This is a genomic window from Roseateles sp. T103, assembly GCF_057219915.1.
On the sequence record NZ_JBXVVS010000002.1, the window covers coordinates 289,215 to 302,683 of the forward strand.

The following is a 13,469-nucleotide window of genomic DNA, read 5'->3' on the forward strand; positions in this document are numbered from 1 at the left end:
GCAGCCATGAGCAAGAAGCAACCCTCCTCCATCAGCCTGAGCTGCCGCGTGCTGGCCCGCCTGCTGGACTATCCCAGCGACGAGATGCTCGCCGCGCTGCCCGAGCTGCTCGGCGCGCTGCACCAGGAGCGCGCGTTGAGCCTGGCGCGCCTGGCCGAGATCGAGGCACTGGCCGCCACGCTCTCGCGCGGTGAGCGTTTCGCGGTGCAGGGCCGCTATGTCGAAACCTTCGACCGCGGCCGCGCCACCAGCCTGCATATGTTCGAGCATGTGCATGGCGACTCGCGCGAACGCGGCCCGGCCCTGGTCGACCTGGCCAAGACCTACGAGCAGGCCGGCGTCTTCTTCGACGCCAAGGAATTACCGGACTACCTGCCCGTGGTGCTGGAGTTCGCCTCCACGCAGCCGCCGGCGCTGGCACGCGAGTTCCTGGCCGAGATGGCGCACATCCTCAACGCGATCCACACGGCGTTGATCAAGCGCGAGCACAACCCCTATGCGGCCGCGATCGGCGCGGTGCTGGAGCTGGCCGGCGAAAAGCCACAGGCTGTGCAGATCACCGTCGATGAACCGCTGGACGAGGCCTGGGTCGAGCCCGCCGCCTTCGACGGCTGCTCGACCAAGGGTCAGGGCCGGCCCGAGCAGCCGCAGCCCATCCACATCGTGCGCAAGAACACCGCAGTCAATCACGCTTCTCAAGGAGTGCGGCCATGAATGCCCCTTACCTCGACTTCGCCCTCTTCGGCATCTACCCCTATGTCTGCCTGGCGGTCTTCCTGCTCGGCAGCCTGCTGCGCTTCGACCGCGACCAGTACAGCTGGAAGAGCGACTCCTCGCAGCTGCTGCGCGCCGGCAGCCTGCGCTGGGGATCCAACCTCTTCCACGTCGGCATTCTGGTGCTCTTCTTCGGCCACACCGTGGGCATGCTGACGCCGCATTTCGTCTACGAGCCCTTCATGAGCGCCGGCGCCAAGCAGCTGATGGCGATGATCGTCGGCGGCGTCGCGGGTCTGCTCGGCTTTGCCGGCGTCAGCATCCTGCTGCATCGCCGTCTGTCGGACGAGCGCATCCGCCGCAACAGCAAGACCAGCGACATCCTGCTGCTGGTGCTGCTGTGGCTGCAGCTGGTGCTGGGGCTGGCCACCATCCCGCTGTCGGCCCAGCACCTGGACGGCGGCATGATGATGAAGCTGGCCGAATGGGCGCAGCGCATCGTCACCTTCCGCGGTGGTGCGGTGGAACTGCTGGCGGAAGCCGGCTGGATCTTCAAGCTGCACATGTTCCTGGGCATGAGCATCTTCCTGGTCTTTCCCTTCACCCGCCTGGTGCATGTGTGGAGCGGCTTCGGCACGCTGGCCTACATCGTGCGCCCCTACCAGCTGGTGCGCAGCCGTCGCATCAGCCTGCCGCCCGGCCACAACGCGCCGCAGCGTTAGACCCACCCCCTACGCGCTTCGCGCGCCCCCTCAAGGGGGCGGCACCGACCGCCCAGCAAAGCCGGTTCGGCGGTGCCCGCGCGATATGGCCCCAGTACTGCGAGGAGCAGAGCATGAACAACGCAAGATCACAGTCCGGATGCGGCAGCGGCAGCTGCGGCTGCGGTGGCGAGAGTCAGAGCAGCGCAACGGCGGCAGTAACGGCTGCTGCCACCGCCACGATCACCGGCCCCGGCGACGAGGACCGCATCGCGGTGGCGACGGTCAACGGCGTGCCGCTGCATGGCGCAGGCGAGTCGCCTGACCCCGAAACGCTGCGCCAGCGCGCCTACAGCGAGCTGCTGCGCCAGGCGGCGCAACGCCAGGGCCTGCTGCCGGTGGGCGATCTGCCGGCGCTGGACGGCGTACTCAGCGAAGCGGCCTCGCAGGCGATCGAGGGGCTGCTGGAGCGCGAGCTGGCCCTGCCGACGCCCGATGACGAAGCCTGCCGGCGCTACTTCGAGGCACATGCCTCGCGCTATCGCAGCGGCGAGCGCGTGCACGCGCGCCACATCCTCTTCGCGGTGACGCCGGGGGTCGATATTGCCGAGCTGCGCCGCCGTGCCGAGGGCCTGCTGATCGGCCTGCGCTGCGGCGATGCCGCGGCCTTCGCCGAGGCCGCCGCCGAGCAGTCCAACTGCCCCAGCGGCGCCGAGGGCGGCGATCTGGGCTGGCTGACGCGCGAGGACTGCGCACCGGAGTTCGGCGCAGCGCTGTTCGGCCGCGACGAGGCCGAGGCCCATGTCGGCGTGCTGCCGCGCCTGGTCAACACGCGCTTCGGCTTCCACATCATCCGCGTGGAAGCGCGCGAACCGGGCACGCTGCAGCCCTTCGAGGCGGTGCGCGGCGCGATCGCGCAGACGCTGACGCAGCAGGCCTACATCACCGCGCTGCGCCAGTACCTGAACCTGCTCGCCGGCGAGGCCGAGATCAGCGGACTGCAGCTCGAAGCCGCGGACTCGCCGCTGCTGCAGTGAACAAGAGCAGCGAGGGCCTTCGTCTTGAGCATCGATCCCGTCGTCGGCTTCTTCGTGCTGGGCATCGTGGCCGGGCTGCTGGGCTCGGACCTGAAGATCTCCGGCGGCCTCTACGACACACTGACCCTCTATCTGCTGATTGCCATCGGCCTCAAAGGCGGCTTCGAGCTGTCGCAGACCCAGGTGCTGCACCTGGTGCTGCCCATCATCGTCGTGGTGGTGATGAGTGCGGGCACACCGCTGCTGGGCTATCAGATCCTGCTGCGCCTGGGCAAGCTGCCGCACCCGGACGCCGCATCGATTTCGGCGCACTATGGCTCGGTGTCGGTCGTCACCTTTGCGGTCGGCGCCTCCTACCTGTCGCGCCAGGGTGTCGCCTATGACGGCTATCTCTCGGTCTTCCTGGTGTTCCTCGAGTTTCCGGCCATCATCATCGGCGTGCTGCTGGCCAAGGGCATCAGCAAGGACACCGAATGGAAGCACCTCGCCCGCGAGGTGCTCACCGGCAAGGCCATCCTGCTGCTGGTCGGCGCCCTGCTGATCGGCTGGATCTGGGGCAAGGAAGGCGGCGCCGCGCTGATCCCCTTCTTCCAGGACATGTTCAAGGGCTTTCTCGCGCTCTTCCTGCTGGGGATGGGTCTGGTGACCGCGTCCAAGCTCGACGATCTGCGCCGCGTCGGCAAGTTCCTCGTCGGCTTCGGCATCCTGATGCCCATCGTCTCTGCGCTGGGCGGCGTGCTGGTCGGCCATGCCCTGGGCCTCAGCGAAGGCAGCACCACGCTGCTGGCCGTGCTCTACGCGAGCGCGTCCTACATCGCGGCGCCGGCGGCGATGCGGATCGCCATCCCCGAGGCCAACCCGGCGCTGTCCATCGGTGCCGCGCTGGGCGTGACCTTCCCCTTCAATGTAGTGCTGGGCGTGCCGCTATATTTCCAGATGACCCGCTGGTACTACGCCGCCTTCTGAACGCCGCAAAGCCCATGCAAGCACCAGACATCGAACTCGGCACCATCCACTATGTCGTCGTGATCTGCGAGGAGGCAATCGAGGCGCTGATCGGCAAGGACATCATCGCCTGCGGTGCCAAGGGCTACACCGTCTCAGAGGTGCGGGGGCGAGGCAACCGCGGTGTTCGCGACGCACAGTGGCTGCTGTCGAGCAATATCCGCATCGAAGTGCTTTGCAGCGAGGCAGCCGCACACCAGATCATCAGGACGGTCGAGCACAAGTACTCGCAGAACTACGGCCTGGTCGCCTTCACTCACCCGGTGGTCGGGCCGCGCGCCGACAAGTACTGAGGCCTTCAGTACAGCCGGATCGCCATGTCGAAGTGCCAGCTGCGCCGGATCTCGATCACGTCGTACTCGCGCGCCAGCACCGGCGGGAACGGCGGATAGTTCGCGAGGTCCTGGACGATGCGCCGTATCGCCTCGTCGATCGCCGGCACACCGCTTGAGCGCACGAAGTTCACCGACTCCACCGAGCCGTCGCTGCGCATCGCCACCGTGACGATCGGATCGGTATAGGGCTGCCTGGCCGCTTCGCGAACCTTCTCGAAGCTCGGCATGCTGAGCTGGATCTTGCGCGCCCAGGCCTCGGCATAGGCGACCATTTCCGCGTTGGGATCGACGCGTCCGAACAGCCGGCCGCGCCGCAGGCTGCTGGCCGAATGCGGCCGGTTGTCCTGCTGCGCCTGACGCGCTGCGGCATCGCGACGCGCCGCCTCCTCGTCGAGCTGGCGGCCGATCGCGCGCAGCCGCGCCTCTCGCTGCTGCTCGGCCTCGGCCCGGGCGGCAGCGGCGGCCTGGCGAGCCGCTTGTTCCTGCCGTGCCACTTCCTGACGTGCAGCCTCCTGGCGAGCGGCTTCCTGGCGAGCGGCTTCCTGGCGAGCGGCTTCCTGGCGAGCGGCTTCCTGGCGAGCGGCTTCCTGGCGAGCCGCAGCTTGCCGCGCCGCTTCCTGCTGCAGTGCCTCTTGGCGAGCTGCCTCCTGCCTGGCCAGTTCCTGCCGCTCAGCTTCCTGCCTGCGCAGGGCCTCCTGCCGCACCGCTTCCTGTCGCGCGGCCTCTGCACGCGCGGCTTCTGCACGCGCTGCTTCTGCGCGTGCGGCTTCCTGCCGCAGCGCCTCCTGGCGTGCCGCCTCCAGCCGAGCCTGTTCCAGCCGTTGCGCTTCCTGCTTGTGCAGGGCTTCCTGCCTTGCCGCTTCCTGTCGTGCAGCCTCTGCCCGAGCGGCTTCCTGCCGCAAAGCCTCCTGGCGCGCAGCCTCCTGCCGAACGGTTTCCTGGCGTGCGGCCTCCTGCCGTTCAACTTCCGCTCGCGCTGCTTCCTGGCGAGCGGCTTCCTGACGGGCCAATTCCTGACGAACCGCCTCGGCCCGGGCGACTTCCTGGCGAAGCAGTTCCAGTCGCACCGCTTCGCGTCGAGCAGCCTCCTGCCGGGCAGCCTCATCGCGCGCGGCGGCCTCCTGTTGCTGCCTCGCCGCCTCTTGCCGGGCAGCCGCAGCCGACGCTGCCGCGGCCTGGGCTGCGGCAGCCTCTTGCACCTGACGCTGCACCTGCAGCAGTTGCTCCTTCATCTGCTGCGCCGCCTGCCGAAGGGCTTGCGCCTCGTCGGGCGTCGGGCTGGGCGCACTGGCGGCCGGCGCCACGGTCGCCAGCGGCATGCTTGGCAGCGCGGGTGCGGCAGCCACGGTCCATCGCTGGGTGTCGGGCTTGTCCAGTGCGATCACCGTCGTCGCCGGTGGCACGACTGGCGCGCTGGGCACAGCAGGCAGCTCGGCACCGAGCGGCGCGCTTCGCTCTGGTTCAGGCGCTGCGCCAGGCGGCCGTGCATAGGCAGCCACAGCAGCCTCCGGCAGCTCCGCCAGCGCCATGGCTGCAGGCCCGGCAGGCGGCTGCGCTTGCTCGGCTGGCAGCGGCGGCGGCGGCTCCGCCTGCTGCGGCTGGGTGAGCACGATCTGCAGCGGCGGCTCCGGCACCTCGGCACGCCGCTCCTGCCAGGGAAAGCTCAGACCCGGCAGGCCGAAGCCCTGGCCGCCGAAGCTCAGGCTGAGCAGCAGCGCATGAAAGCCCAGCGACAGCAGCAGCGCCAGCGGCAGCCGTCGCCGCCCTGCGCGTGGGCCCGCAGCAGGCCAGCGAGACGGTGCCGGGATGGGCGGCAGCCCGCCCGGCTTCGGCAGGGCCGCGCCTTCGGACTGCATGGCCTCGCCTTCGTTGGGATGGCTGGAACTCAAGCGCGCCCCGCCCTCGCGATGCAGTCTGGACAACGCGCAGGCCTGCTGCGCCCCGGCCCGGCTAAGGAACAGTCCGCGATGGAAGACAAGGCGCTCATGATCCGAGCATTGTCATCTCCAAATCGACCGCCACGGATGCAGACTCTCCCGGCGCTCACCCTTTGCCAGTCACGAGCGGAACTTCGTGACCTGGCCCGTCTGGCGCCGGCACTGCGCGGACCGGTCGGCGCCAGACGCCGCAGCGGCTGCCGCCCACTTGATCGCCCTGCTCAGGCCTGCGAGCGCGCAGCGAGACTGTGCCGCCTCAGCGCAGCACACCACGCGAGGCCAGCCGCTGCGCGTACAGCAGCAGGGCCAGGGCGATCGCCAGGATCACGGCGCTGAACAGCGCTGCACCGACGCCGCCCATGATCTCGGTGCCGCGCGTGAGCAGATGGTTGTGGACGAAGGTCGCCAAGGCCGCAAGCAGGGACAGCGCAAACACCGGCACCGCCAGGCGTCGCCTGAGCAGCAGCAGCAAGGACCCCAGCACGCCGCCCCAGACGCCAAGTGCCCAGCTCACGACAACCCAGGCCGGCAAACCGTAGAAGTAAGCCAGCTGCTCGGCGCTGAAGGAGCTCATATACGACGCGTTGCGCGTCTGGGTCATCACGAAGTCCAGACCGCCGATGCCGTTCCACAGCAGCGCCAGCCCGCCGACGATCCACAGATGGCGCGGCGTCGATCGAGTCGGAAGCAATGAAGCCTTGTTCTGCATGGTCGTTCCTTTCAGCGCGGTACGCGGGCTGCCCTTGGCGATCAGGCCACCCTGGCCTCGCCCCAGAAGTTGTAGGCCAGGGTGCGCGGCCAGGCGATGTAGCCCTTGCGCATCGCCGGTGCCAGAAAGCCGGCATCCAGCAGCAGGCGCGGCACGTCGCGGCTCAGATGACAGCCGCCGGCCAGGCGTGACCAGGCGGGCTCGAGCCGACGCTGCCAGCGCGCCACGTCCGCATCGGGCGCCAGCCCGTGCTCGGCGAAGAGCAAGCGTCCGCCCGGACGCAGCACGCGGCGCATCTCGGCCAAGGCGGCTGCCGGGTCAGGCACAGTGCACAGCGTGTAGGTGCAGACCACGCAGTCGAAGCTGTCCGCGTCGAAGGGCAGCTGCTCGGCCGACAGCGTGCGCAGATCTACCTCAACCCCATAGCGTCGGCTGCGCCGCTGCGCCAGCGCATGCAGCTGCTCGGCCGGGTCGATGCCGGTGAGCGAGATGATGCGTTTGCGGTCGTAATGGCGCAGATTCAGCCCGGTACCGATGCCGATCTCCAGCACACGCCCAGCCGCCAGCGGCACCACGGCCTCGCGGCGCTTGGCGATCGGCGACAAGCCGCAGGCGAAGTCGAGCAGCCACGGCAATACATGGCGCTCGTACCAGCTGGATTCGGCTGACATCGCGATGGCCAGCACTCAGAAATGCATGCCGCGCATCATCTGCTGCAGCGCCAGCGCTTCGGGCGAAAGCTGAGGCTTGGCGCCCTTCTCGCCCTTGGCCGCATCGCTGTCGGGGAACATGCGGAAGCTGGTATTCATGACGATCTGCGCCACGCGCGGCATCAAGGCGTGCAGCAGCTCGCCGAAGGCGCCCAGTCGGGTCGCGATGCGCACCGGCTTGGCGATGCAGGCCTGCGCCACCATGTCGGCCGCTTCCTCGGGGCTAAGCGTCGGCACGTTGTTGTAGATCTTGGTCGGCGCAATCATCGGCGTGCGCACCAGCGGCATGTTGATGGTGGTGAAGGTGATGCCCTGGTCCGCGTACTCGCTGGCGGCGCAGCGCGTCCACGCGTCCAGCGCCGCCTTGCTGGCCACATAGGCCGAGAAGCGCGGCGCGTTGGTCAGCACGCCGATGCTGGAGATGTTCACCACATGGCCCTTGCGCTTGGCCACCATGCCGGGCAGCAGGCCCATGGTCACGCGCAGGCAGCCGAAGTAGTTCAGCTCCATCGTGCGCTGGTAGTCGTGGAAGCGGTCGTAGCTGCTCTCGATGGCGCGGCGGATCGAACGGCCGGCGTTGTTGACGAGGAAGTCCACGCCGCCGAAGTTGTCGTTGATCCAGGCAATCAGCGCGGCGCAGCTGGCCTCGTCGGCGATGTCGGCCGAGAAGGCATGCACCTGCGCGTTCTTGCCGGCAGCGGCCTTGATCTCCTTGACCGCTTCATCGAGCTTGTCCTGATCGCGCGCGCAGATCAGCGTGATCGCGCCGGCTTCGGCGAACTTCTTCGCCGAGGCCAGGCCAATGCCCGAGGATCCGCCGGTGACCAGCACCACCTTGCCGGCGCAGGCGCCCTTGAGGCTGCGATCGATGAACAGCTCTGGGTCGAGGTGGCGTTCCCAGTAATCCCACAGCCTCCAGGCGTAGTCGTGCAGATTGGGGCAGGCGATGCCGCTGCCCTTGAGCGCCGCCTCGGTCTCGCGGCTGTCGAAGCGCGTCGGGTAGTTGATGAAGGTGAGGATGTCCTCGGGCAGACCCAGGTCCTTCATCACCGCATGACGGATGCGGCGCACCGGTGCCAGTGCCATCAGTCCCTTCTTGACGCTCTTGGGAATGAAGCCCAGCAGCGCGGCATTGACGAAGAGATTCATCTTCGGCGCATGCGCGGCCTTGGTGAAGATGTCCAGCACGTCGCCGACGCGGTAGCCCACCGGATCGACGAGGTGGAAGCAGCCGCCGCTCTTGCGGTGATGGTGGCTGATGTGGTCCAGCGCGGCGACCACATAGTCCACCGGCACGATGTTGACGCGTCCGCCCTCCAGGCCGATGGCCGGCATCCACGGCGGCAGGAACTGGCGCAGGCGCTGGATGGGCTTGAAGAAGTAGTAGGGCCCGTCGACCTTGTCCATCTCGCCGGTGTGCGAGTCGCCCACCACCATCGCGGGTCGGTAGACCGTCCAGGGCTTGCGGCACTCCTTGCGCACGATCTTCTCGCTCTCGTGCTTGGTCATGAAGTACGGATGCTCGAGGTTCTCGGCCTCGTCGAACATGTCCTCGCGGAACACGCCCTCGTACAGGCCCGCTGCGGCGATCGACGAGACGTGATGCACATGGCCGGCATCGATGGCCTGCGCGAACTCGACCATCGCGCGCGTGCCGTCGATATTGCTGCGCACCTGGCTCTCTTCATCCGCGGCGAGGTCGTAGACCGCAGCGAGGTGGTAGAGATGGTCGATCTGGCCCTTCAGCGACTTGATCTGCTCCGGCGCCACGCCCAGGCGCTTGGCCGTCAGATCGCCATAGACGGGAATCGCGCGGGTCTTGGGCACGCCCCAGTAGGCGAGCAGCTCGGGCAGCTTGGCGGCACTTTCCTCGCGAAGCAGGAAGTGGACGACGCTGCCGCGGCGCGACAGCAGTTTCTTGACAAGACGCTTACCGATGAAGCCGGTCGCTCCGGTGACGAAGTAGTGCATCGCTGATGTCTCCTGCTCTATGGGCGGGCCGTTGTTTGGCGCCGATTCTCATGCGGGTGCCCGCCCCGATTCTTGAGCAGACGCCGGGCCGTGACGCTGCGCACTTTCCCTGGGCCGCGCGCATAGAGCCGTCACACTAGGAAACGCTGTGCCAGCCGTAAGCGCCTCGGCCTATAGTGTTCGCACAAGCCCTCAACTCATTGCCAGAAAAGGATCGACGCCATGGTGAAGAAGCTGCAGAAGATGGCTGCCAAGCAAAAGGCCGCCTCCAGCACCGCACTGCCTGCGGGCCTGCTCGACAGCGCACTGGCGCAGAGCGTGCGCGAGTCGGCACAGCAGATCTGGGCCGCCGGCCTGGGCGCCTTCGCCAAGGCGCAGGGCGAGGGGGGCAAGGTCTTCGAAGCCCTGGTGCAGGAAGGCATGAAGCTGCAGAAGAAGACACAGTCGGCCGCCGAGGAACGCCTGGGCGTCGTGGCGCAGAAGATGAGCGGCATGGCCGAGGATGTCGGCAGCAAGGCAGGCAAGCACTGGGACAAGCTGGAGACCATCTTCGAGGAGCGAGTGGCCCGCGCGCTGGAGCGCCTGGGCGTGCCGACCTCGCGCGAGCTCAATGCGCTGATCGAGCGCATCGATGCGCTGAGTGCGGCCGTTGCGGGCAAGCCGGTCAAATCGGCTGCCGCGGCCAAGCCGGCCGCCAAGCCGGCCGCCAAGCCTGCTGCCAAGTCCGCCGGCAAGGCCAAGCCCGCTGCGGCGCCGCGCAAGCGCGCCGTCGCAGCCAAGCCTGCCGCAGTCACCAAGCCTGTGGCCGCGGCGAAGAAGACGCCCGGTCGCAAGACCGGTGCGGCGAAGAAGGCTGCCGCCTGAGACGCGTCGACAGCTCCAGCCGCGTCACCGCTTCAGCCCGCTAGCTCATGAGCACAAGCAGCAGCAATAGCAGCAGCAACGGTGGCAGCGCCGGCCGCCCGAGTTCCGCGCGCCGGGGCCGCGGCCGCCCGCGCATCGGGCTGGCCCTGGCTGGCGGCGGACCGCTGGGTGCGATCTACGAGATCGGCGCCTTGTGCGCGATCTCCGAGTCGATAGCCGGCCTGGACCTGAGCGATTGCGACAGCTACATCGGTGTCAGCGCCGGCGGCTTCATCGCCGCCGGGCTGGTCAATGGCATGACGCCGCGGCAGATCTGCGCGGCCTTCATCGAGAACACCGCGCCGCCGCCCGACAGCTTCGAGCCCAGCGTGCTGCTGCATCCGGCCTGGGGCGAGTACCTGCAGCGCCTGGGCAAGCTGCCAGGCTTGCTGGGCGATGCGATGTGGCAGAACCTGATCGAGGGCCGCTCGCTGCTCGGCGCTTTCGAACGCCTGGCTCGCGCACTGCCCACCGGCCTGCTGTCGGGCGAGGCGCTGGAAGCGCAGGTGCGCCGCCAGTTCAGCGAAGTGGCCGGACGCAGCGACGACTTCCGCCAGCTGCGCCATCGTCTGGTGCTGGTCGCCACCGATCTGGACAGCGGCGAGTCCGTGCCCTTCGGCATGCCGGGGCTGGACCATGTGCCGATCTCCCGCGCCGTGCATGCCAGCGCTGCGCTGCCGGGCCTGTTCCCGCCGGTGGAGATCGACGGCCGGCACTATGTGGACGGTGCGCTGAAGCGGACCATCCATGCCTCGGTGCTGCTGGACGAAGGGCTGGACCTGCTGATCTGCCTGAACCCGCTGGTGCCCTACCAGTCGCATGCGACGGATGCGACGCACGAGCCCGGCCGCTTCACGCCGCCGATTCCGCGCCTGGTCGATGGCGGCCTGCCCATCGTGCTGAGCCAGACGCTGCGCTCGCTGATCCACTCGCGCCTGGAGCTGGGCATGCGCGGCTATGCGCGCAGCCATCCGGAGACCGACATCGTGCTGTTCGAGCCCGACCCGCGCGACCCGGAGATGTTCCTCGCCAACACCTTCAGCTACTCGCAGCGTCGCCACCTGGCCGAGCATGCCTACCAGGCGACGCGCGCGCTGCTGCTCAAGCGCCACGTCAGGCTGCAGCATCAGCTCGAGCGGCACGGGCTGTCGCTGCGCATGGACCTGCTGCACGAGCCCTCGCGCCGCCTGCTGGCCGACCTGCCAGTCACCGGCTGCCGCATGCACCTGGCGCTGCAGAAGCTGGATCACAGCCTGCGCACGCTGGAGGCGCGCTACGCGAGCTGAGCGCGCCCATCACGCCGGGGCGCGGTAGACCAGCACCTTGAGCGCACGATCCGCCGAGACGTCGGCGAACTCGGGCGGATTCGGCAGGCGCTGCACGAACTCCATCTGCGGCGCGATCTCGGCCATCTGTTCCTGCAAGAAGGCCATGCCCAGCTTGGGCGTGGTCATGCACAGCAGCAGCTGGCCACCGGGCGCCAGCAGGTCGGGCAGGCGGCGCATCAGCCGCGCGTAGTCCTTGCCGGCGACGAAGCTGCCCTTCTGATAGCCGGGCGGGTCGATGATCACCAGGTCATAGGGACCGCCGCGGGTGATCTTGCCCCAGCTGCTGAACACATCGTGGGCGAGAAAGCTCGCGCCTGCCGCCACGCCGTTGAGCTGATGGTTGCGGCGACCGGTGCTCAGCGCGCCCGAGCTCATGTCCACATTGACGACCGAGGCCGCGCCGCCGCGCAGCGCCGCCACCGAGAAGGCGCAGGTGTAGGCGAAGAGGTTCAGCACCTTCTGCCCCGGCCTTGACGCCATCTGCGCGGCCACCCAGCGCCGCCCCTCGGACATGTCCAGGAAGAGTCCGTGGTTCTGGCCGCGCAGCACCTGCACCATGTAGCGCGCGCCTTGCGCCTCGACCAGATGCGGCTCCGGCACAGCACCGGCCATCAGCCGGGTCTCGGCGCGGGCCTCGGCCCGGTCGGGCCGGCTCTGGTAGACCCAGTTCAGCGCTTCGCCGGCCGGCGCGATCTCGGCCCAGCGCGCAGCCAGCGCAGCGCCAATCGCCGCGAGCTCGGCCTCGCTTGCCTCGCCATAGCAGGTCAGCACCCAGACCGGCGGATAGAAGTCCAGCACCCAGCGCTCGCTGCCGGGAAACAGTCCGCCACGGCCATGGAAGATGCGCCGCGCCTCGGCGGGCAGCGTCAGGGCGGCGATGGCATCAATCAGGGCTTGCATGGTGAACTGGGTTGGGCGCGCAGGCCGGCAGTGTATGCACTCGTCGCTTGCGACATTCGTCACACCTGTCTCAGGGGTTCCCCCGCGGCGAGGGGGGACCGCAGCGCGGGCCGCGCAGCAACAATTCGGCCGCACTCAAACACCAACAATGACATGCCCTGCCCTGCAGCAGGCCGAGATACACGGGAGTTCCTGATGCGCATTTCCTCCATCGCAGCCACCGCGCTGAGCTGCACGCTGTTGGCCTGGGCCGCACCGGCCAGCGCCGGCGCGCTGAACCTGGTCACCAACGGCAGTTTCGAGCAGACCACCAGCAGCCATGCGCACCAGGCCGCGAACAGCTGGAACATCTACAACAGCCTCGTCGGCTGGAGCGGCGGACCGAACATCGAAGTGCGCAACAACGCGGCGGGGAGCACGCCCTTCGGCAGCAGCTTCATCGAGCTCGACACCGACAGGCCCGGCAATGCCAACAGCTCGATCTGGCAGATGCTGAACACCATCGCGGGCCAAACCTACGAGCTGAGCTTTTCTTATGCGCAGCGCCCGGACCACAAGGGTCTGGCCAGCAACGGCCTGTGCTGGCAGCTCGGCAACGGTGCCTGCAATGCCTTCGGCCAGGACCTGAACCTCGGCTGGACCACGCTGACGGTGCAGTTCACCGCAAACAGCGACACGACGCAGCTGCGCTTCGCCGCGATCGGCACCGCCGACACCTTTGGCACCTCGCTGGACAATGTCAGCGTGACCGCGGTACCGGAACCGGCAACGCTGGCCCTGGTAGCGCTGGCCCTGGCGGGCTGCGCGGGCGCAGCCCGGCGACGCCCCCGCTGAGCAGGCCGACAGCCCCTCAGTCGCGTTCGGCGCCGACGAACCAGACCTTGGCGATACCCTGCGGCGTGACCTCGTAGATCGCGGCCACTTCCCTGGGCTCGCTACCGCTGGCGGTGACGTACTCGTGGTCGATGACCTTGTTGCCGAACACCATGCGGTTGACCAGCCGGGCGTGAAGCTGCGGCAGGCTGAAGCGCTTGTCGCGGTAGTGGGCGGCAAAGGCCGCCTTGCCCTGAAGCACCGGCTCTGCCGAGGGCAAACGGTAGACCGTCACATCGTCGGTGTACTCGCGAACGAATCGGTCCAGGTCGCGATCGTTGTAGGCCTCCAGCTGGCGCTGGGCAAAACCGGCCGGATCGAACGGGGGCTCATGCATCGCTGCTGA

At 68.4% G+C, this 13,469-nt stretch carries 14 protein-coding genes; 8 read left to right on the top strand and 6 right to left on the bottom strand.

The features are described from left to right. The first annotated feature begins 6 nt into the window (after positions 1 to 6). The 5 genes from narJ to AC2EBS_RS07790 all read left to right on the top strand — a co-directional run bounded on the left by narJ (position 7) and on the right by AC2EBS_RS07790 (position 3,750). Positions 7 to 714, top strand: coding sequence for a nitrate reductase molybdenum cofactor assembly chaperone (narJ, locus tag AC2EBS_RS07770; protein ID WP_484727818.1), 708 nt, complete (start codon positions 7 to 9; stop codon positions 712 to 714). Continuing rightward, positions 711 to 1,436, top strand: coding sequence for a respiratory nitrate reductase subunit gamma (gene narI, locus AC2EBS_RS07775; protein WP_484727819.1), 726 nt, complete (start codon positions 711 to 713; stop codon positions 1,434 to 1,436). The genes narJ and narI overlap by 4 nt, the downstream gene beginning before the upstream one ends. A 113-nt stretch (positions 1,437 to 1,549) precedes the next feature. Further along, positions 1,550 to 2,452, top strand: a complete 903-nt coding sequence (locus tag AC2EBS_RS07780; RefSeq protein WP_484727820.1) for a peptidylprolyl isomerase — start codon at positions 1,550 to 1,552, stop codon at positions 2,450 to 2,452. Between the two features lie 24 nt (positions 2,453 to 2,476). Next, on the top strand, positions 2,477 to 3,418 hold the full coding sequence (locus AC2EBS_RS07785; RefSeq protein WP_484727821.1) for a sodium-dependent bicarbonate transport family permease: 942 nt from the start codon (positions 2,477 to 2,479) through the stop codon (positions 3,416 to 3,418). A 14-nt stretch (positions 3,419 to 3,432) separates the two neighbouring features. Continuing rightward, positions 3,433 to 3,750 carry a P-II family nitrogen regulator gene (locus tag AC2EBS_RS07790; RefSeq protein ID WP_484727822.1) on the top strand — a complete coding sequence of 106 codons (318 nt, stop codon included), beginning with the start codon at positions 3,433 to 3,435 and terminating at the stop codon, positions 3,748 to 3,750. 5 nt (positions 3,751 to 3,755) lie between these two features. Here AC2EBS_RS07790 and AC2EBS_RS07795 read toward each other — a convergent pair whose 3' ends face one another. The 4 genes from AC2EBS_RS07795 to AC2EBS_RS07810 all read right to left on the bottom strand — a co-directional run bounded on the left by AC2EBS_RS07795 (position 3,756) and on the right by AC2EBS_RS07810 (position 9,119). After that, positions 3,756 to 5,714: a TonB C-terminal domain-containing protein gene (locus AC2EBS_RS07795; protein ID WP_484727823.1), complete on the bottom strand. Its 1,959-nt coding sequence runs from the start codon at positions 5,712 to 5,714 to the stop codon at positions 3,756 to 3,758. 271 nt (positions 5,715 to 5,985) lie between these two features. Beyond that, a complete protein-coding gene (locus AC2EBS_RS07800) occupies positions 5,986 to 6,438 on the bottom strand; it encodes a hypothetical protein (RefSeq protein WP_484727824.1) in 453 nt (150 codons plus the stop codon). 41 nt (positions 6,439 to 6,479) lie between these two features. Continuing rightward, the gene (locus AC2EBS_RS07805) at positions 6,480 to 7,109 is read right to left on the bottom strand and encodes a class I SAM-dependent methyltransferase (protein WP_484727825.1); all 630 of its coding nucleotides are present in this window, start codon (positions 7,107 to 7,109) and stop codon (positions 6,480 to 6,482) included. Positions 7,110 to 7,124: 15 nt separating this feature from the next. Then, complete coding sequence (locus AC2EBS_RS07810; RefSeq protein WP_484727826.1) at positions 7,125 to 9,119, bottom strand: SDR family oxidoreductase; 1,995 nt, start codon at positions 9,117 to 9,119, stop codon at positions 7,125 to 7,127. Positions 9,120 to 9,341: 222 nt separating this feature from the next. On the opposite strand from AC2EBS_RS07810, the gene AC2EBS_RS07815 reads away from it, so the two are divergent. Together AC2EBS_RS07815 and AC2EBS_RS07820 are read left to right on the top strand one after the other, a co-directional pair. After that, positions 9,342 to 9,983: a phasin family protein gene (locus AC2EBS_RS07815; protein WP_484727827.1), complete on the top strand. Its 642-nt coding sequence runs from the start codon at positions 9,342 to 9,344 to the stop codon at positions 9,981 to 9,983. 47 nt (positions 9,984 to 10,030) lie between these two features. Continuing rightward, positions 10,031 to 11,308: a patatin-like phospholipase family protein gene (locus AC2EBS_RS07820; RefSeq protein ID WP_484727828.1), complete on the top strand. Its 1,278-nt coding sequence runs from the start codon at positions 10,031 to 10,033 to the stop codon at positions 11,306 to 11,308. A gap of 9 nt (positions 11,309 to 11,317) precedes the next feature. Here AC2EBS_RS07820 and AC2EBS_RS07825 read toward each other — a convergent pair whose 3' ends face one another. Beyond that, positions 11,318 to 12,250, bottom strand: coding sequence for a class I SAM-dependent methyltransferase (locus AC2EBS_RS07825; protein WP_484727829.1), 933 nt, complete (start codon positions 12,248 to 12,250; stop codon positions 11,318 to 11,320). A 195-nt stretch (positions 12,251 to 12,445) separates the two neighbouring features. Between AC2EBS_RS07825 and AC2EBS_RS07830 the strand changes: the two genes are divergently transcribed. Beyond that, complete coding sequence (locus tag AC2EBS_RS07830; protein ID WP_484727830.1) at positions 12,446 to 13,084, top strand: DUF642 domain-containing protein; 639 nt, start codon at positions 12,446 to 12,448, stop codon at positions 13,082 to 13,084. A gap of 16 nt (positions 13,085 to 13,100) precedes the next feature. On the opposite strand, the gene AC2EBS_RS07835 is transcribed toward AC2EBS_RS07830, so the two are convergent. After that, a complete protein-coding gene (locus tag AC2EBS_RS07835) occupies positions 13,101 to 13,460 on the bottom strand; it encodes a nuclear transport factor 2 family protein (RefSeq protein ID WP_484727831.1) in 360 nt (119 codons plus the stop codon). Between the last annotated feature and the right edge of the window lie 9 nt (positions 13,461 to 13,469).